The following is a 26,228-nucleotide window of genomic DNA, read 5'->3' on the forward strand; positions in this document are numbered from 1 at the left end:
CTTGCAAAAACTGGGTTCGGGGCCAGATACATGAACCCTCAACTTTTTTTGCGTGTTTCCCATGTCCCAGTTGATCGAGCAATTGCAGTGGCGCTACGCCACCAAGAAAATGAACCCGTCCAAGGCGGTGCCCGAGGACAAGGTCGACCGCATCCTGGAAGCCGTGCGCTTGACGGCCAGTTCCAGCGGCCTGCAGCCTTATGAAGTCATCGTCGTCACCAACAAAGAGGTGCGCGAGAAGATCAAGGCCATCGCCTGGAATCAGGCCCAGATCACCGACGGCTCGCACCTGCTGGTCTTTGCCGCCTGGGACAACTACACGGCCGAGCGCATCAACGCCATGTTCGACCTCACCAACGACGAGCGGGGCTCCACCAACGAAGGTTTCGAGGCCTACCGCCAGAAGCTGTTGAGCTTGTATCCCCCGCGTCCCGCGGAAGAAAACTACGCGCATGCGGCGCGCCAGGCCTACATTGGCGTGGGAACGGCCCTGATCGCCGCGGCCGCCGAAAAGGTGGACAGCACGCCGATGGAAGGCTTCGATCCGGCGGCCCTGGACGAGATTCTCGGCCTGAAGGCGCGCGGCCTGCGCAGCGTGGTGATCATGCCCCTGGGCTACCGCGCCGACGAGGGCGACTGGCTGGTCAACCAGAAGAAGGTGCGCCGCAGTCGCCAGGACTTCGTGAGCGAGGTCCGCTGAGCCGCTTTCAGCGACTCGCTCTCAACGACATCACGTTGACGCCCCACGCCCGACCGTCACGCACGGGCGGGCGTTTTTTCTTCCTTGGTGACCAGCCAGATGCCGACGCAGACCAGCACCAAGGCCAGGGCATTCTTCCACTCCAGAAAGCGTTCATCGAGGAACAGTGCCGAGAGCAGGGTGCCGAAGATGGGAATCATGAAGTTGAAGACCGTGATCATGCTCACGCGGTTGTGCTTGAGCAGGATGGTCCAGAGCGAGAAGGCGATCGCCGACAGCGCCACCAGGTAGGCCAGGATGCCGAACGCCGCCGCGCTGGGCAGGCTCAGGTGGCCGCCAAAGGCGAAGCCCAACACCAGCAGACCGACGCCGCCGATGCCGAGTTGCCAGCCCGTCAGCACCACCGAGTCGATGCGCTGCGAGACCTTCTTGCCGTAGATGCTGGCGGCCGAGAGCACGAAGGCCGCGATCACCACGAAACCTTCGCCCAGCAGAGTGAAGTCCAGGCTGAACAGGCTGTCGTGGAAGTTCACCACCATCACCCCCAGGAAGCCCACCACGCAGCCCAGCGCCTTGTTGTAGCTCAGGCGGTCATTGCGGTAGATGAAGTGGGCCAGCAGCACGCTGAAGAAAGTGCCGGTGGCGTTCATGATGGAACTCTTCACACCCGTGGCATAGGCCAGCCCGATGTAGAAGAACACGTACTGTGCCGTGGTCTGCGCCAAACCCACCAGGGACACCTGGCCCATGCCGCGCCGGTCCAGCGCGAACACCGGCTTGCGCGTGGCCGCCGCCACGATCAGCAGCACCAGGCCAGCGAAGACAAAGCGCCAGCCCGCGAACACCAGCTTGGAAGGAATGTCGTCCGGCGCGATCTGGAACAGCGCGTAGCCGTTCTTGATGGCCGGGTAGGCGCTGCCCCAAAGCAGGCAGCAGAGCGTGGCGAGCAGGAAGACGACCTTGCGGTTGGTGAAGACGGAGGCTTGTGGGGTCATGGGTGTGGCGTGGGGTTCGGCGTTGTGGAGGTGCCGATCGGCCGAACGCGGTGGATCAGGTCAGGAGGGGGCGTTGCAGTGCACGCAGTGCGTAAGGGCTTAGAGCCAGCGGGGGCCGAGTCTAGCCTTATCCGGAGGTCCGCGTGTGGGGCCGGGCAAGGCGGCGCAGGAGCCGTCCGTATGAGCAGTCGAGATCACCTGGCATATCCCGTTGACATATCCCGCAATTCGGACTATCTTGCGCGCTGTATATCCTGGTGGGATATGTGAATGGAGGTGTGATGATGGAACAAGGCGCAATTTTTTTGAGCAACCGCAGCCAGGCGATCCGCCTGCCGAAGGCCGTCGCTCTGCCGGAAGACGTGAAACGCGTGGATGTGGTGGCCATCGGCCGCGTGCGCATCATCACCCCCGTGGGTGAGGCCTGGGACAGCTGGTTTGACGGCCCTGGCGTCAGCGCCGATTTCATGGCCGAGCGTGAACAGCCTGCGGAGCAGGAACGGGAAGCGTTTTGAGGGAGGCGCCTCATGCTGCGTTTCATGCTCGACACCAACATTAGCATTGCCACGATACGCCACAGGCCGGACGCGGCGCGTGCGGCTTTCCAGCGGCATCACGGACAGATGTGCATCAGCACCGTCACCGTGATGGAGTTGCTGTATGGCGTGGAACTGTCCGCGCAGCCGCAACGCAATCTAACGGACGTGGAAGGTTTCATCGCCCGGCTGGAGGTGTTGGACTACGACAAGCCAGCTGCGGCGCACACGGCGCAGATACGTGCGGAACTGCGCAAGGCCGGCACGCAGATCGGTCCGTATGACCAGATGATCGCCGGGCATGCGCGCTCATGCGGTCTGGTGGTCGTGACCAACAACATCAAAGAGTTTCAGCGCGTGGCGGGGCTGCGGATTGAGGATTGGCTGAGCTGAGGCGCTGGGCCTCAAACCTTCAGGAGCCGTCCCAAATACTTGCCTGTGTGGCTCGCCGCGTTCGCGGCCAATTCCTCCGGCGTCCCCACTCCCACCACCGTCCCGCCGCCCGAGCCGCCCTCCGGGCCCATGTCGATCAGCCAGTCCGCGGTTTTGATCACGTCCAGGTTGTGTTCGATGATGACGATGGTGTTGCCCGCGTCGCGCAGCTGGTGCAGCACCTTGAGCAGCAGCTCGATGTCGGCGAAGTGCAGGCCGGTGGTGGGTTCGTCCAGGATGTAAAGCGTGCGGCCGGTGTCGCGCTTGGACAGCTCCAGCGCGAGCTTGACGCGCTGCGCCTCGCCGCCCGACAGTGTCGTCGCGCTCTGACCAAGCTGGATGTAGCTCAAGCCCACGTCCAGCAAGGTCTGCAGCTTGCGCGCGATGGCGGGTACATCCTTGAAGAAGGCATGGGCCTGTTCCACCGTCAGGTTGAGCACCTGCGCAATGTTCAAGCCCTTCCACTGCACTTCCAGGGTTTCGCGGTTGTAGCGCTGGCCATGGCAGACGTCGCAAGGCACGTAGACGTCGGGCAGGAAGTGCATCTCCACCTTCACCACGCCGTCGCCCTGGCAGGCCTCGCAGCGGCCGCCCGCGACGTTGAAGGAGAAGCGGCCCGGGCCGTAGCCGCGCTCGCGCGCGGTCGGCGTCTCGGCCATCAGGTCGCGGATGGCCGTGAAGAGGCCGGTGTAGGTGGCCGGGTTGCTGCGTGGCGTGCGGCCTATGGGCGACTGGTCGACGTTGATGACCTTGTCGAAGCCGTCCAGGCCCTCGATGGTGTCGTGCGCCGCCGGCTCTTCGTGGGCGCGGTGGATCTGCTTGGCCGCGGCGGCATAGAGTGTGTCGTTCACCAGGGTGCTCTTGCCCGAGCCGCTGACCCCCGTCACGCAGGTCAACAGGCCCACGGGGATGTCCACTGTCACGCCCTTGAGGTTGTTGCCCGTGGCGTTCACGATGCGCAGCACCTCCTTCGTCGCCTTGTGGCGTTCAGCGGGCACGGCGATGCCGCGCGTGCCGCTGAGGTACTGGCCGGTCAGCGAGGCCGGGTTGGCCTCCACCTCGCCGGGCGTGCCCTGGGCCAGGATGCGCCCGCCGTGCACGCCCGCGCCGGGGCCGAGGTCGATCACGTGGTCGGCGGCGCGGATCATGTCCTCGTCATGCTCGACCACCAGCACGCTGTTGCCCAGGTTGCGCAGGTGCTGCAGCGTGGCGATCAGGCGGTCGTTGTCGCGCTGGTGCAGGCCGATGCTGGGCTCGTCCAGCACGTACATCACGCCGGTCAGACCGCTGCCAATCTGGCTGGCCAGTCGGATGCGCTGGGACTCGCCGCCCGAGAGCGTATCCGCGCTGCGGTCCAGGCTGAGGTAGGACAGGCCCACGTCGTTGAGGAACTGCAGGCGCAGGCGGATTTCGCGCACCACCTTGGCGGCGATCTCGGCCTTCGCGCCCTGCATCTGCAGCGTCTCGAAATAGGACTGCGCATCGCGCAGCGTGGCGCGGCTGACTTCGTAGATGGCGCGGGACTGCGCGCCATCACCGATGCGCACGAAGCGTGCTTCGGTGCGCAGGCGCGTGCCGGCGCAGGCCGGGCAGGGCTGCATGCTGCGCAGCCGGCCCAGGTCCTCGCGCACCAGGGCCGAGTCGGTCTCGCGCCAGCGCCGCAGCATGTTCGGCAGGATGCCCTCGAAGGCGTGGGTCTTGCTGACCTTCTTGCCCGCGAAGCTGCCCGAACCCATGGTGTAGCTGAACTTGATTTCTTCCTCGCCCGAGCCGTGCAGCAGCACATGCTGGATGTGAGGGGACAGTTCCTCGAACGGCAACTCAACGTTGAACTTGTAGTGCTTGGCCAGGCTCTCCACCATGGCGAAAGCGACGCTGTTGCGCCGGTCCCAGCCCTTGATGGCACCGCTCGCGAGGCTCAGGGACGGAAAGGCGACCACGCGCGCGGGGTCGAAGAACTCCTGCTGGCCGATGCCGTCGCATTCCGGGCAGGCCCCCTGCGGCGAGTTGAAGGAGAACAGGCGCGGCTCCAGCTCGCCGATGGAGTAGTTGCACAGCGGGCAGGCGTAGCGCGCGTTGAAGAGGTGTTCTTTCTGGGCGCCGTCCATTTCCACGACGATGGCGCGGCCCTCGGCCAGGTTGAGCGCGGCTTCGAAGCTTTCGGCCAGGCGCTGGCGCAGTGCGGCCGCTTCGCGGACTTGTTCGGCGTCATCGCCCTCCGCGGCCAAGCGCACGCGCAGTCGGTCGATCACCACGTCGATGTCGTGTTTCTCGGTTTTCTTGAGCGTGGGCAGGTCGTTGAAGTCATGCACCTGACCATCGATGCGAAAGCGCACGTAACCCCGAGCCTGCATGTCGGTGAGCAGTTCGCTGAACTCGCCCTTCTTTTGCCGTGCCACGGGCGCGACCAACATGATCCTCAAGGATTGTTCGCCCCCACGCTCGGCACTGCCGTGTCCTCGCTGCCCCCCGAGGGGGCGCTCGTCGCTTGGGGCGGCCCGGCGCTCCTCGGGCGCGAGTGCGAGTACCGCGTCCACCATCTGGCTCACGGTCTGGGCTTGCAGTGGCAGGTTGTGCTCGGGGCAGTGCGGTGTACCGGCGCGGGCGTAGAGCAGGCGCAGGTAGTCGTGGATTTCCGTTACCGTGCCCACGGTGGAGCGCGGGTTGTGGCTGGTGGCCTTTTGCTCGATGGCGATGGCCGGTGACAGGCCTTCGATCAGGTCCACCTCCGGCTTGTCCATCATCTGCAGGAACTGCCGGGCGTAGGTCGACAGACTCTCCACATAACGGCGCTGGCCCTCGGCGTACAGCGTGTCGAAGGCCAGGCTGGACTTGCCCGAGCCCGAGAGGCCGGTGATCACCACCAGCTGGTTGCGCGGGATGTCGAGGTCGATGTTCTTGAGGTTGTGCGTGCGCGCCCCGCGGATGTGGATGGCCTGCTGCTGCAAGGCGTTGGCGAGGTAGCGCCCTTCGTCGGGCGTGACAGGCTGGTTCATGGGGCGTGGACCGTGGGCTCTTGGGCTGTTCCCTGCTTGCGCAGTTCGCGTCGCGGGTCAGCTCACCAGTGGGGAAGGCGAAACCCACCATGATAGAGAAAACCCCGACCATCGGCACGCGCCGCGTTTCAGCCGTGCGCGCCTTAAGCGTGCGGCGGGCTCGTGGGCGGCCTGGGTTCGGGTGCATGCCTGGCCGGCACCGGGGGCGGCGCCAGCACCGCGTTCACCATGTACTCGGCCAGGGCCAGGTAGAGCGAGCGGCTGATCAGGCGCGAGATCAGGCTGGCCAGCATGGCCGCGGCCATCAGGCTCAGCACCATGGCGTGGCCGTCCACCATCTCCATCACGATGATGAAGGCCGTCAACGGCGCTTGCGTCACGGCGGCCAGGAAGGCGGCCATGCCCATGGCGATCAGCGCGGGCGCCAGCCCGGCCGCACCGTCCAGCGGGAACTGGGCCACGTTGTTGCCTATGCCCGCGCCGATGGACAGGGCCGGCGCGAAGATGCCGCCCGGCACGCCCGCCCAGGACGACAGCCAGGTTGCGACGAACTTCAGTGTCACGTAGAAGGGCGCGGACACGGCCTGTTCCTCGCCGGCCAGCATCTCGCGTACTGTTTCCGATCCCGCGCCGAAGGTGGCGCCGCCCGTGACCAGGCCGATGATCGCCAACACCAGGCCCAGCGCCATGCCGAAGCGCACCGGCCAGCGCGCCCGCCAGCGGTTGAAGCGGCTGGGCGCGCCCGTGAGCGAGGCGATCAGCAGGCGGGCGAACAGGCCACCCAGCAGGCCGCAGGACACGGTCACCAGCAGGCCGGGCAGCAGCATGTCCCAACCCTGGCGCGGCACGCGGATCACACCGAAGTAGCTCAGGTTGCCGAAGGCCGACACGCTCATCAGCCCCGCCAGCACGATGGCGGCCAGCACCAGGCCGCTGCTGCGCGACTCCAGCTTGCGCGACAGTTCCTCGATGGCGAACACCACGCCGGCCAGCGGCGCGTTGAAGGCCGCCGCGATGCCGGCCGCGCCGCCGGCCACCAGCAGGGCCTGGCGGTCGATGCCCGAGCCGGGACGCAGCCAGCGTTGCGCGTTCTGCATCACACCTGCAGCCACCTGCACGGAAGGGCCCTCGCGTCCGACCGAGAGGCCCGCCAGCAGACCCGCCGCGCCCAGCCCGATCTTGCTCACGGCCAGGCGCAGGGAAACGAAACGGTGGCCCGCCCCGGGCGGCAGCATCGGGTCCAGCGCGGCCATCACCTGCGGAATGCCCGAGCCCGCCGCACCCGGCGCGTAACGACGGGTCAGCCAGACGATGGCGCCCGTCAGCAGCGGCATCCAGAGCAACACCGCCCAGGGCATGGCGGCGTAGAGTGCCTGGAACAGGCTGAAGGCCCCGTCCGACAGCAAGGTGAAGCCCACCACGGCCAGGCCCGCCACCACGGCGTGCGCCAGCACGATGGCGCGTTCCAGCCATTGCCGGCCATTGGACAGCTCGTCCTGGAAGTTCTGCAGAAAGTCGGTCTGGGGTTCGTCGCGCGGGTTGTCGCGCGCGTTGTTCACGTGTTTGTCTTGGTTCGGGTCGGGGGGCTGGGCGTCATGCATCGGGTTCGGGTGGAAACAGGCGAAATCGGATGGATGAGGGCGCAACGGCGCATCGGCATCGATGCTTGCGCGCATGGCCCCTGCGCCGGCCCATTGTGGCACGTCAGATCATGGACAATGGCGGGCTGCGCCCTCGTCGCGCTCCCGCTGTTCACCGCCTGCCTGTGTCGAGTTCCTCCCTTCCTCCCTCGTCTTCCTCCTCGTCGCCCGCTCCCCTGGTGTCGGCGCGCGATGCAGTACCCGGGTCGGGGTCCACCGCCATGACGGCCACGGAGCGGCGTTCCAGTTTCTCACTGGCTGGCATCTTTGCCTTGCGCATGCTGGGGCTGTTCCTCGTCCTGCCCGTCTTCGCCCTGGAGGCGCAGCGTTATCCCGGCGGCGAAGACGTGGCCCTGGTTGGCCTGGCCATGGGCATTTACGGCCTCACGCAGGCGCTGCTGCAACTGCCGTACGGCCTGGCCTCGGACCGTTATGGTCGCAAGCGCGTGATCGTGCTGGGGCTGCTGGTGTTCGCGCTGGGCAGTCTGGTGGCCGCGCTGGCCGACCATCTGCTGGGCCTGCTGGTCGGGCGCGCCTTGCAGGGCGCGGGCGCGGTGTCAGCCGCCGTGTCGGCCCTGCTGGCCGACCAGACCCGCGACGCGGTGCGCACCAAGGCCATGGCCCTGGTCGGCGCCAGCATCGGGCTGATGTTCGCGCTCTCGCTGCTGCTGGCGCCGGTGCTCACGGCCTGGATTGGTTTGAGCGGCCTGTTCTGGTTCACCGCCCTGCTGGCCCTGGGGGGCGTGGCCGTGGTGATCTGGGTCGTGCCGCCAGAGGCGCCGGTCGCGGTGTCGGGGGAACACGCGCCTGCGGGTGAGTCTGCACCCGCCTCGCTGCGCGCGGGCTTGCGCGAGGTGCTGCGCCATCCCGGCCTGCTGCGGCTGGACGCGGGCGTTTTCCTGCTGCATGCCGTGCAACTCGCCATGTGGATGGCCGTGCCCGCCCTGCTGGTGCGCGCCGGCCTGGTGGCTGCTCACCACTGGTGGGTCTACCTGCCCGCGGTGCTGGCCTCCTTCTTTGTGATGATGGCCACCCTGTTCCCGCTCGAAAAGCGCGGTTACCTGCGCGCCGTGTTCCTGGCCGCCATCGGTTTGATCGGCCTGGCGCAGCTGGGCTTGTTGGCCGCCGTCGTGGTGCTGCCCGAGGCTGCTCATGTGACGGGTGCCGACAACTGGCGTGGCTTGCTGGGCGTGTTGCTGCTTGGCCTGCTGCTATTCGTTTTCTTCTGCGGCTTCAATGTGCTGGAAGCCACGCAGCCCAGCCTCGTTTCGCGCATCGCACCGGCCCATGCGCGCGGTACGGCGCTGGGCGTGTACAACGCCGTGCAATCGCTGGGCCTCTTCGTGGGCGGCGCGGCGGGGGGCTGGCTGGCTCAGCAGGGCGGTCCATCGACCCTGTTCCTCGCGTGCGCCGGGGCCATGGTTTTGTGGCTCTGGGTGGCCTGGCCCATGCAGACGCCCGGGCGCGGGGACGCAGGAAGTCGGTGAAGCCACGGGTCGCCGATCAGATGTTCAGAATCCACCAAGTGTGAAACATCAGGCCGGTTTGCCGCCCGGCCATTGGCGGGATAATCGGCCCCATCATGCGTGGGTACCCACGCATTCAGGAATCTAGGAATCAGGAGTTAGCCATGGCATCCGTCAACAAAGTCATCCTGGTCGGCAACTGCGGCCGCGACCCCGAAATCCGCTACCTGCCCTCGGGCGGCGCCGTGGCCAACATCAGCATCGCCACCACCAGCCGCCGCAAGGACCGCAATTCCGGTGAGATGGTCGAAGAAACCCAGTGGCACCGCGTCACCTTCTTTGAGCGCCTGGCCGAGATCGTGGGCGAGTACGTCAAGAAGGGCACCCCCATCTATGTCGAAGGCCGCCTGACCTACCGCAAGTACACCGACAAGGACGGCATCGAGAAGAACGCCACCGACATCATCGCCAGCGAAATGCAATTGCTCGGCGGTCGCCAGGGGATGGGCAATCCGGACGAGGAAGGTGGCGGTGGGGCTGGCGGCTACGGCGGCGGTGGTCGGCCCGCGCGCGCCGCGGCCCCGTCGGGGGGGGGGCAGGGCGGTTACGCACGTCCTGCGGCCGCGCCTCAGCGCTCGGCCCCCGCAGCCAAGTCCGCGCCGGCTGCCGGCTCGGGCTTTGACGACATGGATGACGATATTCCTTTTTAAAGCCCACTTTCAGATCGAACAGGAATCGGGCCCGTCGCCCATGGGTGACGGGCCTTTTGCTTGTTGGTGACCCATGCACCGCGCGCCACGCCTGCCGCAGCACATGCGGTGCGGCCCTTAGCCGGCATGTGCTCTCCCGGTTTTGACAGGCGAAGAAGGCGCAGACCTGTCCGGTCTGCGCCTTCACGTCCTTGGACGCTTACTTGATGAAGTCCAGCAGATCCTGGTTCAGCCGGTCCTTGTGCGTGTCGGTGATGCCGTGCGGGCCGCCGGCGTACTCGATCAGCTTGGCGCCCTTGACCAGCTTGGCCGTGGCGCGGCCCGTGGTTTCGATGGGAACGATCTGGTCATCGGCGCCGTGGATGACGAGCGTCGGAACGGTCACGCGCTTGAGGTCCTCGACGAAGTTCGATTCCGAGAAGGCCTGGATGGAGTCGTACGTCGACTTGTGGCTGCCTTGCATGCCCTGGACCCAGAAGTTGTCGATCAGGCCGGCCGAGCTCTTCGCCCCGGGGCGGTTGAAGCCAAAGAACGGGCCGCTGGCCAAATCCTTGTAGAGCTGTGACCGGTTGTCGATCGAGGCCTTGCGCAGGCCGTCGAAGACCTCCATCGGAACGCCGTTCGGATTGTCGGCCGTCTTGACCATGATCGGCGTCACGGCACCCACCAGAACCAGCTTCCTGACGCGAGCGTTGCCGTGGCGGCCGATGTAGCGGGCCACCTCGCCGCCGCCGGTCGAGAAACCGACCAAGGTGACGTCGCGGACGTTCAGAGCGTTCAGCACCGATGCCAGGTCGTCGGCGTACTGGTCCATGGTGTTGTTCAACCAGGCTTGGCCAGAGCGGCCATGGCCACGGCGGTCATGGGCGATCACGCGGAAACCCTTCTCCGCCAGGAACAGCATCTGCGATTCCCAGCTGTCGGAGCTCAGCGGCCAGCCATGGCTGAAGGCCACCACGGGCCCGTTCTTGGGGCCCCAGTCCTTGTAGTACAGCAAGGTGCCGTCGTTGGCTGCAATGAACTGTGAAGCGGCCTGAACAGGCGCGGGCGCCGCGGCCGGAGGGGCCGCGACCGCCGTGGCGGCGGCGACGGCGAGGCTGGAAGCGGCTACGAGCTTGGTGGCGAGGTTCATGATGTCGCTGACAATTGAGTCAGCAATTTTGTGTTATATAAATCAAAGACTTATGGCGTTCTAGAAGTCCCAAGACTCCATGTGGAGTCAGCAATTTTGTTTGCAAATCAATTGTCGGACAGCCTTTTCGACAATTACTTCATTTGTCGAGTAGCTTTTGCAGTTGATATATGTGTTCGACTGCTTGCACAAGGTCAAAGACATGATCGCTGACTGGCTGCATCTCTACACCTACCGCAGTTCCCCTGTAGTCTTTGCAGTGAACCCCTCGGGTTGGACCGCCGAGTTGATCAGAACTAAGCCACCTAACGTGCCCCGAAAAACCTACACAGATCAAAACTAGAGGTACGGTTGCTTCCCCTGGCCTCGAGCGGGGCGAGGAGAAGCGATGAAGAAATCGAAATCACCGAGGAGCAAATTGCCTACGCGTTGCGGCTGGCCGAAAGCGGCATGCCGGTAGTGGACGTATGTCGGCAGATTGGCGTATCGGAAGCAACGTTCTACACGTGGAAGAAGAAGTACCTGCGGTGGGATGAGATCGAGCCCACCTACACAAGGCGGGTCAGTCCAAGCAAGCTAGGTCCCAATACCGAGAAGCTGACCACGTGGCTAGGAATCGAGGCAACAAAACTGCGGGAACCGCGGCGCAATCTGAAGCAGATCTACATAATGAGCTGGCCCGTCGCTTGGGGCGAGCGCATGGAGCGATGCTTAGCTAGGAATCAATTCATCGATGCTTGAAAAAGAATGGCCCCAGATGTTACGAAGCGGTCGAAACCGGGTGTGGTGGAAATGGGCTATCACTAGTTCAGTTAAGCGTTACTCGTATGTGAGTAGTGTCACCTTGTAGCCAATTTCTTGGCATAGGGTCTGTTCATACACAGACTCTGGGAAGTCGTGCCCTTTACGTTCTTTAAGCCACCAGTAGGCCTCAATCTCATGCCATTCATCAGGATTAGACGTTGCCTGTCGACTCATGCTGGGATTGGGCAATATGTCTCCTTTCCAGACACTCAGCTGTTCTTCAAAGTATTCGCTCTTCACGTTGTATCGCACGAAGTTGTCTTTGGAGAAAACAACAGCACATGGATACTCGGAGAGTTCGACAAATCGGCGGGCAGTGGCCTCAATGCTGGTCTCAAAATCCTCAGCGAGTTTCTGGATATGGCTCATCTCAGGCGAGCCATACTTCTGAAGCCTTTGGCATATGAGGAGTCGCGGTAGAAGCAATTCAGCTGAGAACTGATTGGCTTGAATTTCCCAGTCATTGTTCGTGCGGGCCGAAATGTCTTCGGTCGTGCACTGGAATGTGGTCTGGCGATGCCAGGGCAAAAGAAAGTGGCCGAGTTCATGGCCAATGGTGAAACGCTGCCTTGATCTCGGCCTGGTGGAGTTGTAGAAAATTTCGCCGTCCGACTTTTCGGCGTTCGCAATGAGTGTGCCTTCAAAGCCGTCACTGGTAAGCGGTTGAATCTTCGTGATACCTGCGAGGCGAGCGATCTCCTCCACCGGAATCGGTGTTGGGATTCCCGGGTTCTGCTTGATGATTTCATCAACAAGCTTTTCGGGATGGACAAGGTCCGCGAGTTCTATGAGGTCAAGTTTCAGCATCTCCCCGGGCATTCTTCTTTTTGAACACCTCGAGAGTTTGCAGCAATAGAGATCTTTCTGCATCAGAAAGTGACTTGAAGTCTCTAAAAAACTGCTGTGCTTCGACTTCAACTAGCGACTCGGCGTCGCCTGTACCCGCCAAGTACTCGACTGTTACGTTGAAGTGCTCCGCTAGCTTTTTCAACAAATCGAGTGACGGGTTCTTAGTGCCACCCTTTTCAAGAGCCCATATGTGGGTCTTTGATACTTCAACTGCGTCGGCTACGTCCTGCAGCGATGCGCCTTTGCGTAACCGAAGCTCGGTCAGCCTGGCTCCAAGTGACATAGGTTCTCCGAAACTGGGCTGTTTGCCCAGCCCAGGAGTATATATCTGACGCTGCGTTACACAACAGTTGACGAGATTGATTTCGTTAGATTAATATTACGTTCCGTTCACAGGCCGGAAAGGCCCGAAAGGTAACGAAATGACAGGTAAAAATCAGCATGTAGTCCCCCACAAGGACGGTTGGGCCGTCAAGGGCGAAGGCAATAAGACGGCGACGGCGGTCAAGCCGACTCAGGCTCAGGCGGCTGGGGTTGCGCGTGAAATCGCAAAAAACCAGGGTTCCGAGGTCGTGATTCACCGTCCCAACGGGCAGATTCGCGACAAGGACAGCTACGGCAACGACCCCTTTCCCCCTCCGGGCTGAGTAGGCATGAGTGGCGTCCCCACGTATCACGTCCTCGCGCTCTCGGGCGGTGGTTACCGTGGCCTCTACACGGCCACGGTATTGGCCGAGCTTGAGCGAGCTCTGGGGAAACCGCTGGCGAAGCACTTTGACCTCATCTGCGGCACATCAGTTGGTGGACTGCTGGCACTTGGTCTGGCAAAAGAAATCTCCGCGGCAGACCTCAAGGCACTCTTCGAAAAGCGGGGATGTGAGATTTTCGGAAAGCGCACCTTGCTTCGTCGAGTTCTGGGCTTCTGGTGGAAGGCGAAACATACGCACGATGGGCTGCGCACTGTTCTGAAAGATACGTTCAAGGACGACCTGATTGGCCATCTGAAACATCCAGTGCTCATCCCCGCGGTCAACTACACCACAGGTCGTGGTCAATTTTTCAAGACGCCGCATTACAAGACTTTCGAGACAGACCTGCACATGTCGCTGGTGGACACAGCGCTGGCAACTGCCGCCGCACCTGTGTACTTCCCCTTATTCCGCAACCACCGAGGAGTGTTCGCAGACGGAGGTCTTGTTGGCAACGCCCCTGGTCTGTTTGGGTTGCATGAAATTCGGACCTTCTTTCCAGATGGAAAGGTCGCAAACGTACGCGTCATGTCAATCGGGACGATGACGATTGGCGCAACCATTCGAGGGAATGCTCCTTTAGACCAAGGACTCCTTCGCTGGAAGGCGGGGCTTTTCAATCTGGTGATTTCAGCGCAAGCATCGTCTGTGAACTACATGCTGCTCCAGTCACTGGGTACAGACTATTTTCTGATTGATGACGAAGCGACACCAGACCAGAGCAAGGATGTGAAGGACCTGGATGTCGTCACACAAGCTTCGACCAATACGCTGAGAGACCGTGCCATGCATGCGGCACAAAAGTCACTTGGTGATCAGCGTTTCCAGGCCTTTCGTGAGCACATTGCGATGAAGCCTGTTTTCTACCACGGCCCAAATCGCAACTGCGAGGAGTAATCATGCTGAACATTAGCACTCTGTTCTACACAGACGCAGGCGACGCAAACCTGCTGCAGAACCTCAACCTCAAGAGTCCTCAAGAAAAATACATTGGGGAAGCGAAGAGGGTCATCCGAGAACGACTTCGAACAGGGATTCCGCAAGAACTGAAAAAAGCTGGCTATCCTGGCCCAGTGCCTGAACCGCGTTTTTTCACGCAAGGGTCCTGGGCGTACAAGACACTCAATGCGCCTGCTCAAAAACCGCAACAGGCAGATATTGATGATGGCGCGTATATGCCGCTCAGCTTCGTTTCGCAGACAAAACGACCGAGCATGGCCAGCGCCATCTTCTTTAAGGCTGCAGAGGCGGCACTAAAGCTCCTGGTCGATGCCAACAAAGGTTGGCAACTCATCATTGACAAACCAACCTGTGTCCGGGTTGTGATTTCGGACTATGCCCACGTCGACATTCCTCTGTATGCCATTCCTGATCAGGAATTCACCACTCTCGCCAAGATGGCGATGGACCATGGCTACAACGAAATTCGCGAAGCGGTTATGGCAAAGGCTGAACAGGATGCCTGGTGGGCATTGCCTCGCCATAGTGTTCTACTGGCCCATAGAGAAGAAGACTGGCTTGAATCGGACCCTCGCCCAGTGAAGAAATGGTTTGAGCGTGAAGTATTGGTCAAAGGTGAACAGTTGCGCCGCATTATTCGCTTCATTAAGGCTTTCCGTGACTGGCAATGGCCGACAGACGGCCCTTCATCGATTCTTTTGATGGCAGCGGCAACGCCGAACTTCGAGAAGCGTGAGCGCCGTGATGATGTGGCTTTGCTGGATGTGGTTGCCAAGATTCCTGGAGCACTTCGCAGGGGTGTTTTCAATCCAATCGATCCGGCAGAGTCACTGACAGCTCGTCTCGGTCCCCAAAAAGTTGAAGAAGCTGCCAAGGCGTTTGAAGAACTCGAACGCTATCTGCGTGGGGCCATCAACGCCAGCAATGCAGCCCAAGCTTGCACTTGGTTGGTGGAGAAATTCGGGCATCGCTTTCCCAACGAACCCGAGCGCATTAAGTCAGTCACAGTGGCCGCAACTGTGGCTGCTGCGCCGGCACAGCCTGGCCCATCAGAAATCATTGGCCGCACAAAAGCTGGATGAAAGAACTCAAGGCAGGTGTTGATGAGGTGGTCGATGCTCTTCGGGGCAGAGGGTTTGACTACCTCGGAACAGTCGACGGTGGATGGCTAAGATTCGCGGGCGGTCTCAATGCAGATGGTGGAGTGCACGCTTGCCAGATTTTGATTGACCCCGAGTTCCATGATCTCCCGGCCATCACGCTCACCACGGTTCCGGCCACGCTTAGGCCGGTAGCCCCCCACATCGCCGATGATGGAGGTATCTGCTATCTGGCGAAGAATTCCGTAGTCGTCGACATCTTTGATCCTGTAGGTCAGACCCTGGCATTCATTGTGCGAGCAGAGTTTGTCCTCGATAAGTTGCTCAAGCATGAGATGCTCGAAGACATGGAAGAAGAGTTCTTCGCCTTTTGGCATGGGGAAATCTGTCTTACAGATTTCAACGATACCGTGCTTGGGGCGCAGCATGCAATATGGGTAGGTTCTGGAGAGCTCAAGGCTCTTGTCGCCTGCGACAATCCTGAGCTCACTAAGGCAAAGCTCAGGGTCGTGGGTTGGAAATTTTCTGATTCCACAGTCCCCGTGTATAGGGTCAAAACACAGGCGAAGCCGAAACCATCGCAAACAGAATGGCCGCCGACAACAGTAGCTCAACTGCTTTATTGGCAAGGCTCACTGGATATGGCTTGCCGAAAGAAACTCAGTGAAAGAATTGCCCAGGCCAAATCAAAAAAAGCCAGCGAAGCGCTGCTGCTAATTGAGTCTCCTCTCCTGACATATGGGGTAGTTGTCCGTTTCAACGAAGACCAGAATGGTGGAGAAAAAAACAAAGCCAACAGCGCATTGAATGAGCCGTACGCAGCCCAGGTCGTTCCATGCTCTGTCACGAGGATTGATGACCGGTATCTTGTAGGAAGAAACATGCCAGGGAAGAAGACCTTGGCAGGCAAGCAAATCACCCTTGTCGGTTGTGGAACTATTGGTGGTTACTTGGCTGAAATGCTCGTGAAAGCAGGCGCAGGAACTGGTGGTGGTCAGTTGACATTGATTGACAATGACAAACTGATGCCCAACAACCTGGGGCGTCATCGTTTAGGCTTCGCTGCTCTATTCAGGAACAAGGCATATGCATTGTCAGTTGAATTGCAGTTTGGACTACCTTCCGCGAAGATTAGAGCCCTGCAAGTAGATGTTCGAATGGCGAATCTTGCGGGGCAGGATTTGATAATTGATGCGACAGGAGAAGAAGCTCTTGGTCATTGGCTGGCAAACAGAGTGAAGACCTTGTCACCGATGCTATCGGTTTGGGTTGACGGACCCGGTACGGCAGTACGTGGATTGTTTTGGGATAAGGCCGCCACCGCGTGCTACAGATGCCTCTGTCAACATACCCGAGAAGGCCGCTATCAAGCCGTGCTTGGCGGTGCTCCGTCTGTAATGGCTGGTCAAGGATGCGAGGGGATGTATGTCCCCTTCCCAGCTTCGGTGTCAGTTCAGGCATCCAGCCTTGGTGCAGAAATGGCGTTGGGTTGGGTCAACGAAAAACTGGAAGACAAGTTGCAGACTCGTCTCTTGGATAAATCATTGTCGCTAGTGACGCCAGACTGCACTCCTGAGCCGCATGAAAAATGCCCAGTATGCGGTTCATGACAGCGTGGGCAGTTACAGATTACCGACATCTACTCACCTTCAGCGAAGGCGTTCTGAAGGTCTTTGAAGAGTTCCGGCAAGAGGAAGCGGCCTTACCTGAGGCTGGCGGGATACTCTTGGGATATGTTCGTGGTGATCACCTAGAGGTGGTAGAGGCGACGCGACCGACGGCTTGGGACCAACGTCTTCGCTATCTCTTTGAGCGGTTCCCTCAGGGACATGAACTCATCGCCAAGGCAAGATGGGTTTCGACTGGTGGCAAGTTGCGCTACTTGGGTGAGTGGCACACGCATCCGGAATCCATTCCGACTCCATCGGGAACTGATTTGAATGAATGGGAGAAGAAGGCCAGGGCTCGCAAAGATGGGCGCCCTATGCTTGCCGTGATAGTTGGCACAGACGTTCTCCACGTCCGATTAGTACCTGCAGCAAGTGACCCACTGATATTTGCGCCGGTTGAGGAATGAATCGCCCCGGTTCCAATAGACACCTTCAACTCACAAAGAGTATTGTGGGTCAAGAATTGATGGAACGATTGGGGCAGGCTTCAGTGCAATTTCACAGCGACAGCTTGCGCGTGATTCAAAATAGCATCCGTTGGGCTGTGTGATTGGCTGTTTAAGTACGGTTGAGTTATTTGGTAATTCGGAAGTTCTGTAGCCCGATTTTGTCGATCACAGTGCCGACTGATGCGGTGAAATTTGTCGCTTCGACAAGTTTAGCTAGGTAGGCAGCGGGAGTAATTCCAAGCGCCGTGACATAAAAATCCATTGCTGCAACGCCAAACAACCTATCCTTTTCTTTTGATGAAAGAATGGGCAGTCTAGGAATGTTTTTATACTCCCCGAGACAGAACGCCATGAAGATGAATGCCCTGGTAAATGGAGTTGGGTGTGTATTCTTTGGCTTCGTCCCTTTGGATCTAAGTTCTTCAAAGAAGCGAAAAAGTAAGAGTATTGCCATTACATAGTCGCGAAGAGCAGCTTGACCATCATGACTTGGGTAAAGATCTCTAGATAGACTATCCCAGTATGTCGAGAATCTGGCTAAAGAAAATTTGGCGGCAAATGAATCGGCCTCTGCCTCCATGCGCTGACATATCTCATCTTTAATTCCTTTGGTAGCAAATTCCTCGTTCTCCATTTCATACCACTCGTGGACTCGCGTATCGAAGTCGAGATGACCGCATAAGGCATGCGCCCATTCATGGCAAAAAACAAAATCCAGCCATAAGTAAAGAAGGTACGAGCGTGTGGCATCGACTTTCTTTTGATCGTGACGATCCAGGCTTTGAAATAGGCTTGGGTACGAGAAGATTGCTTGCTCACTGAAGCGCTCTAGCGCACCAACTAAGCCAGCGAGAATGCGAATCTCGTATGTGCTCTGAGCAGTCCGGCGGATACAAGCGTTAACTCCGTGATCGAGATCATCCACAAGAAAAATGATGGATGTTTTTGGGTCCTTGTATTTATCGCGAATCTTTTCAGAGGACAGATATACCTCCGCATTCTTGCTGAGGTTTTGAAAGACTTCTTGCCAGAGCTCCGCTGAATTCATTTCGAGATTCTCACTCCATCACAGGTCCTCAGCGGGGACTCTTCCGTCGAAGACGGGTGGTTTCGAGTAAAGGGCAGATTTTTGTACCGAGCCATTGAAGCGGATCTCTCGTTTGAGATAGTTTTTCATGGCGGCGCCGAAGTGCTCAGGAACGCGTGGATCAAGAAGAATGGATTCGACAAGTTCGCACCCATCAACGTTGATCGTCCATCCTTTTTGGGGCTGATTGGCGGGCGCATCCTCGCAGAACAGAAGTGCACGTACCTCTTGTTCGTGCTTGAAAGCAGATCGTTTCATAAAGAATAAATCGGCGGCTTTCTTCGGATCAAAGACTTGGCTCAGTTCCTTCGCAATTTTCTCAGCCTTCTTTTTGACCTCCATGGTCGTTTCGTATTCGACTTCCTTAATTCGTTTCTTGTAGCCACGCTTCATCCCTTTTTTCATTGCAGCTTCGAGCTTCGATCGAGTTGTTCGAATGCGGACTCCCAAGGAATTAGGTGAGTAGATTCGCCACATCGCGTCAGAAACACCATTCATACACCAGCATTGAGCGAACATAGCGTGTGCTTTGTCGTGATCCACGATTGTTTCGTAAGGATCATCCCACATCGATGGGTGTGAAAAATATAGAGACCCCTTCAAAACCTCAACGGCCCGATCAAAAGGCAGAATTCTGTAGAGATTTTCTGTACTTGATGTTTCCATGATGGACGTTTGTACATTGAACGACAAATAAATTTCTACGAGAGATATTGTTGACTAATCGATGAAAATTGAGAACTGTGTTCAAAAATAAAAACGAGCTTCCTCTGAGCGGGAGGTAACATGCTTCCTAGCAGGATCTATTTACACCTGATCATCTGATGTGCTTCCCGGAGCAGTCGTGAAAATTTCAAGAAGAGATCAATCCATCCGCTAGACCATAAAATCCGTGTTCGGATGTATCACCCCCGTAGATCGGGATGACTACTGGATATGACTCGCTGCCAATAGCAGAGAGGACACCAATGCGTGAGTTGCGATTGACGGTTTCTTCGAACCGCTTTCCCAGCGCGGCAGTGCGAAGAATACTGACCCGTTCAGGACTGTGCGACCCCAGTTGGGCAATTTTTCGCCGAGACCATGCTAATGCGTTCTGCAGAATCCAACTATGCGTCAATGGGAACTGATCGTCTAAGTGGCGCATGACATCTCGCCCTTTCTCCCCCAGCTCACGCATGAAGATTTCTCTGTGCACGAGTGCGCTTCTATCCTGTCTGCCACTCACGCCGCTGAGTGGCTGGCCCTCAGATTTCTGGCCTGACTGGACATTCCTAAGCTGCTGAAAGAAAAGATTTTGCTCACCAAAGAGCGCGTCAATGCACAAGATGTGGTTGCTTGGTTGGATTCCAGATTCTTGTCCCGAGACAACTCGGTGAACGATGCCGGCCAATCGTTCGCGATTAAAGCTCCCACAAACGCGTTCGAAAAGAGCGCGGTCAAAACGCTTCTCGAGGTCGGAGGCAATGGCCCAGGCGTCTATGCGTCCTGACTTGACATATCCCAGTCGCATTGCACGATTCCGATAGACCTCCCTGCGGTGCTCGGCAAGGGAAGGTCCGTGATTGGCCAGAAGAAGTTCCCGTGCCTGCTGCGCCCACCAGATATCCGATTTGTTGAAGCAGTACTCGGCCTTCTGATTCTCGAATTCATGGGGCAACAATGGAGAACCAAACCGCTGTTGAACCCTGATCAGCCGAACGGCGTGCCGCCAGCAGACATTTACATGATGAAGCTGGTGACTGCGTAGCCAGAGTGACCGTCCAATCCTGCGGACATGCAATGCCACGCATATAGGGCAATAGTTGAGTGGTCGACCGTTGTTGGCTTTCCAGGCTGACCGCAGTGCAACAGGGTCGGTACGTGTCTCGCCATCTAGTCGGTTCTCTCCTTGGCGCGCAACTTCCGGATCTGTGAAGGGCACTAGATAGGGCAATTGAAGTGTCCCTTGCAAGATGGCCAAACCTGTCTTTCGGCATGGGTCCAGGTAGTAACCGATGGACTTGTAGCGCCAGGACCATCCCCTTCCGTCCGACGGCCTGCGGAAGATTAGTTCCGTGAAGTCGCGGAAATTTGCATGGCCCGAGAATCGGAAAGCAGCGATTAACAGGCTGTGCAGGGATTCGTCCGGTTCTGGCTGCGGGACATGGATGTGAGGCTGCTTCATGCTATTTCCACAAGGGGAGCTGTTTGTCTTCGAGCGAACGTGGAATGAGGCCTTCGAGTATTTCGGGCTCATTCCGCTGGAACCAGAGATAGGCTGCATTTGCTTTCAAGCGCAGCTCTTGCCGACTCGCAACTCCGGACGTCAACGCCTCATGGATCGAGGTCAAATGGTGTGTCCGAAGTTGATCGAGCCTGGCCGTCGTCCAGAGGACGTGGAGCTCTGGATCCGTCAGCCACCGTTGAACAACACCGCGCGTTACACCGGCGGATTGGGCGACCTCGACGATATGCGCGCCCGAGCGCATGAGTGAATACGCGCGATCTGGTGCCGTTGGAGCTTTCCTAATCGGGAATCCTGGAAGCCCAGGTTGGTTGGGACCATCCACTGCTTGAAGCATTCCTTCGATCTTCGCGCCTTCTTTGCGCAGGCATGCCATCAGAATTGCCCAACGCAAGGGATGATGGGCCTTCTTCTTTCCGAGCGCCCCAACAATGCACTCGCATTCAGCTGCTGAGTCAAACGCATGGAAATGCGTCTCTGGTAATCCACCGAGTCGATGCATCAGCCAACGGGTCACCTTTGATGCGTTGAGCGCGTTCCCTGCCTGTACCATACCGGCTTGCTCTAGGTTTTTGCAAACGTGCTCGCGCAGTCCAGCCAGATCTGCTGGGCGGCTTCCGCAAAGTCGTTTGATTGTGTCCGCCAACAATCCAAGTAGATCGTGCTCAGCATGAGGCAGTTCGGTGGGAACCACGCTCTCGATCAATGAAGGTAGAACCCATGAGGATTTCGGCCTGCTTGATAGGTTTATACGCAGTAAATCTCCATGCTCCGGACAGACCCAGACTCCGGGGAGTTGGTGATCAAGATGCCAATATGCAAAACCGAGCTGATCGGAGTCGGCAGCGATGCATGTTGGGCAAGACCGCAAAGGATGTTGCCGTTCAAATTGTGCGCTGGCCCAGTTGAAAGGAAGCCGCTCGCGCAGATGCATAGGCCCTGCGCACACAGCGGCTGCACGAGATGCCTGATCGGATGACATGAAACGGAAGTACAGGCTGGCGTGCGTGTGCTGCTGAAGCACAGACAACTCGGATGGGAATAATTCGGGTAGGCAACGGACAAGCGTGGAAAGTCCCACGGGGATACAGCGTTTGGTACTGGCTCGATGAGTACCAAAAAGAAGTAGGCCTGTCAGTGCCTGGCGACGGACCGCAGTAAGGGAGTGGAATCTGGCACAGACGCTATAAAGAGTCTCTTCCGCCAAAGGGGACGGGAAATGTGCGCACAACGCCAGTCGCGCCTCTGCAAGGTTTGGGACGACCACTTGCATCAAGTTGACAGAGTTGATGGGCGGGTGGACTTGAAAATCCGGGCGTGTTCTGCGGCAAGCTGAGTCTTCGAAGGCAAGAGATCTTCATAGATGAGGAAGCGGTTTGGGTCCTCGCTGCGCAATGCCTGCAGTGCGGGCTTGAGCAAACCACAGTTCTTCTCGAAAGCTTGATCGAGGTGGTCCAGTTCAAGGCGGCGCGCTCCCTCGCGAAGCGCAATTTTCTGAGCCTGAGTGACAACGGAAATCAGGACGGCAGGAAGTCCAAGCGACAATTCGAAGAGCTTTTTCTCCCAGGATTGATCAAAAGGGACCGGTTCATCCATGTACTGGTGCGTGGAGAGCGCTTTGACCAGCAACCTGAAGTGAACGTCTCCACTTGTCTTGGGAAGTGGGAGATCTTCGATCCCTCCGGAAGAGCTTCGACGAGCGGCTTCCAGGGAGCCCGCTATCACTCTGGCCATCTGATGAGTGCCGCTGAACACCAGAGGAACTTTCACCACGTTGGCCAGCTGAATCAGCAAATTCAGAACTTGACTTCCCTGTTTCCTGCCCGCTTCTGTCAGGCGCTGCAGATCATCAATGTGCAGCAGTCCGAGGTGAAATGTCGTCGCAATCTGAGCGAACTCCTCGATTTTCTGGTCGACGGACATCTTTACCCGTCCATACTGACTGACATAGCTCGCCGGGCCGTCAAGACCGAGCGCGCGATCTACAGCAGCGAAGGCGCGTAGCAACAGCCCGCGTGGGGAGCCATTGATAGGAGCATCCAGTGAGAGCCAAGTGATCTGTGTATGAGAGAACGGCTTTCCAGCGTATCGCGTGTGCCGGATGACTTGAGGAGTAAGCGACAAAATGGAGCGGATGCTGCGCGACTTTCCACTACCGCTGAGCGCTGTCACCATCAGACAAGGGGGCAAAGGTGAGAACTGACCTCCTTGCATTCGCATTCGCTCGCGCGCGGTGTAAATTTCTTTCGTTGTGGACCCAAGGGTGGGATTGCGCCGCAAATACCCAGATCTCATCAGGAGGCCGATTTCTGACTCGATTGCTACCAGTTCTGGTCGAGGAACGAATAAGGAGTCCAGCGCAGACATGGCGTGGATCCGCAGATGTGGTGGTAGTCTTCGCGCTTCAGCAACACTTGCTGAAGGTGGTGTTAGCAGCGTTGACTCGAGCTCATCACGACTCATGATTGACGGCAATGCTTCGATCAGCGGGTTGTTCAGGTAGAACTCGGGCAACCCATCAGTCGTATAAGTGGCTTTGGTTTTCATTTCAAAGTCCACGACTTCAGCTGTTCTGACATCCGCTCGAAGTACTCTTGTGTTTCTGAGGAGACGGGCGTTGGTGTTGGAATTTCCTTTTCGGCGTCAGCAGTGGAGTTCTGCACTGGTAGAGCTGGAGAATCTTTTATCTCTTCCATGCCCCTGCTCGCGGTTTCGGTCATCCTGTTGGCACGTACCCCCGTCGTCTTGGCACGCTTACTGACTGGAGCCGCGCGATTTGCAGCGGCGGTGTCGGCTTGTGCTTGCTCCAATTCCTTGCTACTGGCCCGCTGGATCGCGAGCCGCTCGTCCGCCGTATCGTCGGCCAGGTCTTGTCCAAGGGACTTGGAAAAGCTGCTCATCTCCATAAAATCTTCAGAAGAAAAGTCGCGGTAATTTTGAACCTGCTTCTGCAACTGGACCTCTCGCATGGCTGCCTCGTCTGGCAGCAGGCACCACGCTGTAGAGGGATCATCGGGCGAATCAATGAGTTTGATAGGCAATTGATTGCCAAAGCCCGCCAATTGAACGGCGGGATGCTCCAACATCCACGGGGCCGTGTGCCGGATTTTTTGATGCAGCACCCCATAACGGGTCAGCATCGCTTCCTTCTGTAGGAGCGTTTTCCGCATTGCTGCTTGATGATCCAGAAAGGTCGCACTGCCGTGTTTGTTGGCGATCCCATAGTTCCAGAACCCCAGTGGATTCGGAGTCACGTCGTTCGTCATGAACGTGGCACTTAAATGCTGACTCATGTCGCGTGTGAGATTCAGAATTGCAATCCGCCTTACGAGTAGTCGAGTGAACTCTTTCAGAGTCAGTACAGCATCCAATCTACAGTCGCGTGTCCCTCGCTCTCTATCTCGCTGGACAACTGCACCAGGCAGCCAATGTATGTGAGTGTTCAGAATTCCGAACATCCGTTCGACTAGCGACTTCCAATCTGCACGGTAAGCTGCGGCAATACTGAGATTGGTTCGAAGCTCCAACTGCACCCCATAGCTTCCCTTGCTGTGCAACTCACCTCGATCCGCCAACCAGAATGTTGGAACACAGCCTTGGGGAAGTAAGTGATGCAAATCGGACACTCCCAACCAGGCCAGCCAGCGACTCTTATCAGCGATGGCCCGGTACAGTGCGATCCGTGCTTGATCAAGGTTGGGTCCTTCTAGGGCAACGTGTAAGCCGACGATCAAGGAAGAGAAAGCGTCCACGACAAGATAGATCACTGGCCGTCCGATCAGACGTCGCCGATCGAAAGAACTCACCAAGTAAATGTCACCCACAGTGGCGTCCACCACGTACGTGTGCCCTGGATAGGGGATGCGGTCCCGTGCGCTGCCTAGTGCGGGACGATGAGAGAGCTGTATGCGGCGTTTCCCCGCTGCTGCCTGTAGAAGCGCAAGCTGTCCCGTTACCTGGGCGAGTGTGTACCGGAACTGCCGTTCTGTGATAAATGATTCTGTTGCGTCCGAACTGACCTTGAATCCGCCATCTGCCGACGTCAGGACTTTATTGGGCCTGAAGTTCTCTTCGTACTTTCTGTACATCTCGGCCTGAGAAATTGATTGGTTCTCGAGGGATTCGTAGAAGACTTTTATTGACTCCTTGTCGTCTTCGGTCACATTGCGACCAACTGCGGAGGGGCGGTGCTCGCTTTTTGCCCGCATAGAAGGTCGGCCCAGCTTGTGCTTGATATTTCGCCGCTTTCCCTTGACCCAGTAGCGGTCTTCACTTGCCCAATGAACATCCATGCACAAGGTGAAGAACCGAGCCAGAAGCCGAAGCACAGTCGTGATGTCGATCAGGTGTTTGGTCGCAGCTTTTTTGATATTCGAATTCCACCTGCCGCCGCAAAGCATTGCTGAAAGCGTTTCAGGATCGACGAGTGAAGTGAGGATTTCCCGGTTAGCCTCATACCGCTTGCGCATCGTGACGGTTTCACGCTGTCGGTTGGTTGGCTCATCGATCTGGATTTCCGGCGCTGACTGAAACAGGCCTTTCCCCAAATTCTCGGCGACGATATCCCAGGGGTATACGCGCGGCTTTCTGCAATGGGTGAAGGGTTTCAGAGAGCCGTCTTCTGCGCTATTGCCAATCCAGAACAACGCGACCGCGTCCTCTTTCTGGGAGGCTAAGACAATCCTGTGCAAGCCGGATCTGAAATTGGCTACTCCCGGTGGAACCAGGACAAGCTGGTTGGGCTTCATCATCTGCGTGGCCCGTAAGCGATGCGTGCGGTGATCGCAGACTGAACATTGGATTTCCGACCAGGCCAGGGGCGTGACAAGTCCATTTCCTGATCGAGATGCAGTGGCCGCCAGCGTCTGGTGAGAATTGCATGCTTGAAAGCTCGTACGACGATCTCTTTGCCCATGCCCAGCCTGGCTGAACAGTACGTCAGTCGTTCTCCAAGTGATTGGTGTGCTGGCGTTTGGTCTATTACTGCCAAGATTTCCTCTAGGCAATTCGGATCTTCTGCCCAATTCATTCCATCGAGCGCCCACATCATCAGATCCGCAAGCCTCCGGGTGAATCGGTTCTCGTTGACTACAATGAATTGAGCCTTGCGGTCTAACCAATATTGCCTCTCGATGGCCCGAAGGTCTATGGCTCTGTCTGAGCTGTTCGAAAGCTCTTTCGAGTATTTGGCATGGATTGCCAAGTGAGAGCCATCAGCGAAAGAGACCAGCAGGTCTGTCGTCATAACCCTCGGGCAGTCCCTCGTGATTTGAGGGTGGCGAATACCAAGATCCCTTGCGATCTGTATTGATCCTCTTGCCGACGGCGTTAGTAAGGAGAATTGCGGATCAAAGTCAAAGGCCTGAAGCGGGAACTGTTCACGGATATCGTTCGGCTTCAGTGACCAGGCCAATAGAAAATTCAGGAGTTCGAGATCGCTGAGGAGGTGGTGTTGCCGCCCGATTTTCTGGTTGAAAATGAGATGGGAGCGCCCATGGGACTGAAACCCGGTTCGCTCGATCTGCAGAAATGGCAGATAGTCTGGACCACTCCCTGTCCCACGTCCTTGCTTAATTTTCTGGCGCTGCCACTTCAGTTCGCGTGGCTCCTTCTTGCGTGCCTGTGCATCGGGCGCGGTCGAAGATTGGGCGTGGCTGCCCACAGGTGAGGTATCCAAGTACATCTCCAGCTTCTTTTTGGCGCAGGCTCCCGCCAGCGCCACGTGA

23 protein-coding genes and 2 pseudogenes are annotated in these 26,228 nt (G+C 58.3%); 11 read left to right on the forward strand and 14 right to left on the reverse strand.

The genetic code is table 11. From position 1 onward, the window contains the following. The first annotated feature begins 61 nt into the window (after positions 1 to 61). The gene (locus tag AZ34_RS02240) at positions 62 to 700 is read left to right on the forward strand and encodes an NAD(P)H-dependent oxidoreductase (RefSeq protein WP_035604364.1); all 639 of its coding nucleotides are present in this window, start codon (positions 62 to 64) and stop codon (positions 698 to 700) included. 56 nt (positions 701 to 756) lie between these two features. Here the strand turns inward: AZ34_RS02240 and AZ34_RS02245 are convergent, their stop codons facing one another. Continuing rightward, a complete protein-coding gene (locus AZ34_RS02245; RefSeq protein WP_035604366.1) occupies positions 757 to 1,695 on the reverse strand; it encodes a DMT family transporter in 939 nt (312 codons plus the stop codon). 284 nt (positions 1,696 to 1,979) lie between these two features. Between AZ34_RS02245 and vapB the strand changes: the two genes are divergently transcribed. Next, positions 1,980 to 2,210 carry a type II toxin-antitoxin system VapB family antitoxin gene (vapB, locus tag AZ34_RS02250; protein ID WP_035610645.1) on the forward strand — a complete coding sequence of 77 codons (231 nt, stop codon included), beginning with the start codon at positions 1,980 to 1,982 and terminating at the stop codon, positions 2,208 to 2,210. A gap of 12 nt (positions 2,211 to 2,222) precedes the next feature. Then, positions 2,223 to 2,624 (forward strand): type II toxin-antitoxin system tRNA(fMet)-specific endonuclease VapC, encoded by a 402-nt coding sequence (gene vapC, locus AZ34_RS02255; protein WP_035604368.1) that lies wholly within the window; start codon positions 2,223 to 2,225, stop codon positions 2,622 to 2,624. 11 nt (positions 2,625 to 2,635) lie between these two features. On the opposite strand, the gene uvrA is transcribed toward vapC, so the two are convergent. Beyond that, a complete protein-coding gene (uvrA, locus tag AZ34_RS02260) occupies positions 2,636 to 5,659 on the reverse strand; it encodes an excinuclease ABC subunit UvrA (RefSeq protein ID WP_035604369.1) in 3,024 nt (1,007 codons plus the stop codon). A gap of 143 nt (positions 5,660 to 5,802) precedes the next feature. Beyond that, positions 5,803 to 7,260, reverse strand: a complete 1,458-nt coding sequence (locus AZ34_RS02265; protein ID WP_081767287.1) for a chloride channel protein — start codon at positions 7,258 to 7,260, stop codon at positions 5,803 to 5,805. Between the two features lie 260 nt (positions 7,261 to 7,520). Here AZ34_RS02265 and AZ34_RS02270 point away from each other — a divergent pair, with 260 nt between their 5' ends. Then, positions 7,521 to 8,786, forward strand: a complete 1,266-nt coding sequence (locus AZ34_RS02270; protein WP_035604371.1) for an MFS transporter — start codon at positions 7,521 to 7,523, stop codon at positions 8,784 to 8,786. Between the two features lie 143 nt (positions 8,787 to 8,929). Beyond that, positions 8,930 to 9,475: a single-stranded DNA-binding protein gene (gene ssb, locus AZ34_RS02275; RefSeq protein WP_035604373.1), complete on the forward strand. Its 546-nt coding sequence runs from the start codon at positions 8,930 to 8,932 to the stop codon at positions 9,473 to 9,475. A 199-nt stretch (positions 9,476 to 9,674) separates the two neighbouring features. Here ssb and AZ34_RS02280 read toward each other — a convergent pair whose 3' ends face one another. Beyond that, the gene (locus AZ34_RS02280; RefSeq protein WP_035604375.1) at positions 9,675 to 10,607 is read right to left on the reverse strand and encodes an alpha/beta fold hydrolase; all 933 of its coding nucleotides are present in this window, start codon (positions 10,605 to 10,607) and stop codon (positions 9,675 to 9,677) included. Between the two features lie 388 nt (positions 10,608 to 10,995). On the opposite strand from AZ34_RS02280, the pseudogene AZ34_RS18990 reads away from it, so the two are divergent. Next, positions 10,996 to 11,129: pseudogene (locus AZ34_RS18990) on the forward strand (transposase); the annotation flags it as partial. A gap of 297 nt (positions 11,130 to 11,426) precedes the next feature. On the opposite strand, the gene AZ34_RS02290 reads toward AZ34_RS18990, so the two are convergent. Beyond that, a complete protein-coding gene (locus tag AZ34_RS02290) occupies positions 11,427 to 12,218 on the reverse strand; it encodes an ImmA/IrrE family metallo-endopeptidase (RefSeq protein ID WP_197026484.1) in 792 nt (263 codons plus the stop codon). After that, positions 12,205 to 12,543, reverse strand: coding sequence for a helix-turn-helix domain-containing protein (locus AZ34_RS17825; protein ID WP_081767038.1), 339 nt, complete (start codon positions 12,541 to 12,543; stop codon positions 12,205 to 12,207). The genes AZ34_RS02290 and AZ34_RS17825 overlap by 14 nt, the downstream gene beginning before the upstream one ends. A 139-nt stretch (positions 12,544 to 12,682) precedes the next feature. Here AZ34_RS17825 and AZ34_RS02295 point away from each other — a divergent pair, with 139 nt between their 5' ends. Genes AZ34_RS02295 through AZ34_RS17835 form a run of 5 tightly spaced genes read left to right on the forward strand, consistent with a single transcriptional unit; the run spans position 12,683 to position 17,146 of the window. Beyond that, a complete protein-coding gene (locus AZ34_RS02295) occupies positions 12,683 to 12,907 on the forward strand; it encodes a DUF2188 domain-containing protein (protein WP_035604379.1) in 225 nt (74 codons plus the stop codon). A gap of 6 nt (positions 12,908 to 12,913) precedes the next feature. Then, entirely contained in the window at positions 12,914 to 13,906 is a 993-nt protein-coding gene (locus tag AZ34_RS02300) for a CBASS cGAMP-activated phospholipase (RefSeq protein ID WP_035604380.1), read from the forward strand. Positions 13,907 to 13,908: 2 nt separating this feature from the next. Continuing rightward, positions 13,909 to 15,051, forward strand: a complete 1,143-nt coding sequence (locus AZ34_RS02305) for a CBASS cGAMP synthase (protein WP_035604383.1) — start codon at positions 13,909 to 13,911, stop codon at positions 15,049 to 15,051. After that, complete coding sequence (locus tag AZ34_RS17830) at positions 15,048 to 16,679, forward strand: ThiF family adenylyltransferase (protein ID WP_081767039.1); 1,632 nt, start codon at positions 15,048 to 15,050, stop codon at positions 16,677 to 16,679. The genes AZ34_RS02305 and AZ34_RS17830 overlap by 4 nt, the downstream gene beginning before the upstream one ends. Then, entirely contained in the window at positions 16,676 to 17,146 is a 471-nt protein-coding gene (locus tag AZ34_RS17835; protein ID WP_231495439.1) for a Mov34/MPN/PAD-1 family protein, read from the forward strand. The genes AZ34_RS17830 and AZ34_RS17835 overlap by 4 nt, the downstream gene beginning before the upstream one ends. Positions 17,147 to 17,312: 166 nt before the next feature. Here AZ34_RS17835 and AZ34_RS02315 read toward each other — a convergent pair whose 3' ends face one another. The 8 genes and pseudogenes from AZ34_RS02315 to AZ34_RS17475 form a co-directional block, all read right to left on the reverse strand. Then, entirely contained in the window at positions 17,313 to 18,236 is a 924-nt protein-coding gene (locus tag AZ34_RS02315) for a hypothetical protein (protein WP_035604385.1), read from the reverse strand. Between the two features lie 18 nt (positions 18,237 to 18,254). Beyond that, positions 18,255 to 18,941 (reverse strand): DUF2971 domain-containing protein, encoded by a 687-nt coding sequence (locus AZ34_RS02320; RefSeq protein WP_051509461.1) that lies wholly within the window; start codon positions 18,939 to 18,941, stop codon positions 18,255 to 18,257. Positions 18,942 to 19,128: 187 nt separating this feature from the next. Further along, the gene (locus tag AZ34_RS17840) at positions 19,129 to 20,442 is read right to left on the reverse strand and encodes a TniQ family protein (protein WP_197026485.1); all 1,314 of its coding nucleotides are present in this window, start codon (positions 20,440 to 20,442) and stop codon (positions 19,129 to 19,131) included. Position 20,443: 1 nt separating this feature from the next. Continuing rightward, positions 20,444 to 21,196, reverse strand: coding sequence for a hypothetical protein (locus tag AZ34_RS18605; RefSeq protein ID WP_231495440.1), 753 nt, complete (start codon positions 21,194 to 21,196; stop codon positions 20,444 to 20,446). Between the two features lie 78 nt (positions 21,197 to 21,274). Further along, positions 21,275 to 21,775: pseudogene (locus tag AZ34_RS18995) on the reverse strand (TniQ family protein); the annotation flags it as partial. Further along, positions 21,775 to 23,049, reverse strand: a complete 1,275-nt coding sequence (locus AZ34_RS17850) for an ATP-binding protein (RefSeq protein ID WP_081767043.1) — start codon at positions 23,047 to 23,049, stop codon at positions 21,775 to 21,777. The pseudogene AZ34_RS18995 and the gene AZ34_RS17850, both read right to left, overlap by 1 nt. After that, positions 23,046 to 25,253, reverse strand: coding sequence for a hypothetical protein (locus AZ34_RS02335; protein WP_035604394.1), 2,208 nt, complete (start codon positions 25,251 to 25,253; stop codon positions 23,046 to 23,048). Before AZ34_RS02335 ends, AZ34_RS17850 begins: the two co-directional genes overlap by 4 nt. Then, positions 25,250 to 26,185, reverse strand: a complete 936-nt coding sequence (locus AZ34_RS17475; protein WP_051509462.1) for a TnsA endonuclease N-terminal domain-containing protein — start codon at positions 26,183 to 26,185, stop codon at positions 25,250 to 25,252. Before AZ34_RS17475 ends, AZ34_RS02335 begins: the two co-directional genes overlap by 4 nt. Positions 26,186 to 26,228: the final 43 nt, after the last annotated feature.

The sequence above is a fragment of the Hylemonella gracilis str. Niagara R genome (genome assembly GCF_000600295.1).
Lineage (GTDB): Bacteria > Pseudomonadota > Gammaproteobacteria > Burkholderiales > Burkholderiaceae_C > Hylemonella > Hylemonella gracilis_A.

Excerpts from the sequence above, each read along its gene's own strand:
- AZ34_RS02240 (WP_035604364.1), top strand. The coding sequence starts at position 62 with ATGTCCCAGTTGATCGAGCAATTGCAGTGGCGCTACGCCACCAAGAAA.
- AZ34_RS02245 (WP_035604366.1), bottom strand. The coding sequence starts at position 1,695 with ATGACCCCACAAGCCTCCGTCTTCACCAACCGCAAGGTCGTCTTCCTG.
- vapB (WP_035610645.1), top strand. The coding sequence starts at position 1,980 with ATGGAACAAGGCGCAATTTTTTTGAGCAACCGCAGCCAGGCGATCCGC.
- vapC (WP_035604368.1), top strand. The coding sequence starts at position 2,223 with ATGCTGCGTTTCATGCTCGACACCAACATTAGCATTGCCACGATACGC.
- uvrA (WP_035604369.1), bottom strand. The coding sequence starts at position 5,659 with ATGAACCAGCCTGTCACGCCCGACGAAGGGCGCTACCTCGCCAACGCC.
- AZ34_RS02265 (WP_081767287.1), bottom strand. The coding sequence starts at position 7,260 with ATGCATGACGCCCAGCCCCCCGACCCGAACCAAGACAAACACGTGAAC.
- AZ34_RS02270 (WP_035604371.1), top strand. The coding sequence starts at position 7,521 with ATGACGGCCACGGAGCGGCGTTCCAGTTTCTCACTGGCTGGCATCTTT.
- ssb (WP_035604373.1), top strand. The coding sequence starts at position 8,930 with ATGGCATCCGTCAACAAAGTCATCCTGGTCGGCAACTGCGGCCGCGAC.
- AZ34_RS02280 (WP_035604375.1), bottom strand. The coding sequence starts at position 10,607 with ATGAACCTCGCCACCAAGCTCGTAGCCGCTTCCAGCCTCGCCGTCGCC.
- AZ34_RS02290 (WP_197026484.1), bottom strand. The coding sequence starts at position 12,218 with ATGCTGAAACTTGACCTCATAGAACTCGCGGACCTTGTCCATCCCGAA.
- AZ34_RS17825 (WP_081767038.1), bottom strand. The coding sequence starts at position 12,543 with ATGTCACTTGGAGCCAGGCTGACCGAGCTTCGGTTACGCAAAGGCGCA.
- AZ34_RS02295 (WP_035604379.1), top strand. The coding sequence starts at position 12,683 with ATGACAGGTAAAAATCAGCATGTAGTCCCCCACAAGGACGGTTGGGCC.
- AZ34_RS02300 (WP_035604380.1), top strand. The coding sequence starts at position 12,914 with ATGAGTGGCGTCCCCACGTATCACGTCCTCGCGCTCTCGGGCGGTGGT.
- AZ34_RS02305 (WP_035604383.1), top strand. The coding sequence starts at position 13,909 with ATGCTGAACATTAGCACTCTGTTCTACACAGACGCAGGCGACGCAAAC.
- AZ34_RS17830 (WP_081767039.1), top strand. The coding sequence starts at position 15,048 with ATGAAAGAACTCAAGGCAGGTGTTGATGAGGTGGTCGATGCTCTTCGG.
- AZ34_RS17835 (WP_231495439.1), top strand. The coding sequence starts at position 16,676 with ATGACAGCGTGGGCAGTTACAGATTACCGACATCTACTCACCTTCAGC.
- AZ34_RS02315 (WP_035604385.1), bottom strand. The coding sequence starts at position 18,236 with ATGAATTCAGCGGAGCTCTGGCAAGAAGTCTTTCAAAACCTCAGCAAG.
- AZ34_RS02320 (WP_051509461.1), bottom strand. The coding sequence starts at position 18,941 with ATGGAAACATCAAGTACAGAAAATCTCTACAGAATTCTGCCTTTTGAT.
- AZ34_RS17840 (WP_197026485.1), bottom strand. The coding sequence starts at position 20,442 with ATGAAGCAGCCTCACATCCATGTCCCGCAGCCAGAACCGGACGAATCC.
- AZ34_RS17850 (WP_081767043.1), bottom strand. The coding sequence starts at position 23,049 with ATGAAAACCAAAGCCACTTATACGACTGATGGGTTGCCCGAGTTCTAC.
- AZ34_RS02335 (WP_035604394.1), bottom strand. The coding sequence starts at position 25,253 with ATGATGAAGCCCAACCAGCTTGTCCTGGTTCCACCGGGAGTAGCCAAT.
- AZ34_RS17475 (WP_051509462.1), bottom strand. The coding sequence starts at position 26,185 with ATGTACTTGGATACCTCACCTGTGGGCAGCCACGCCCAATCTTCGACC.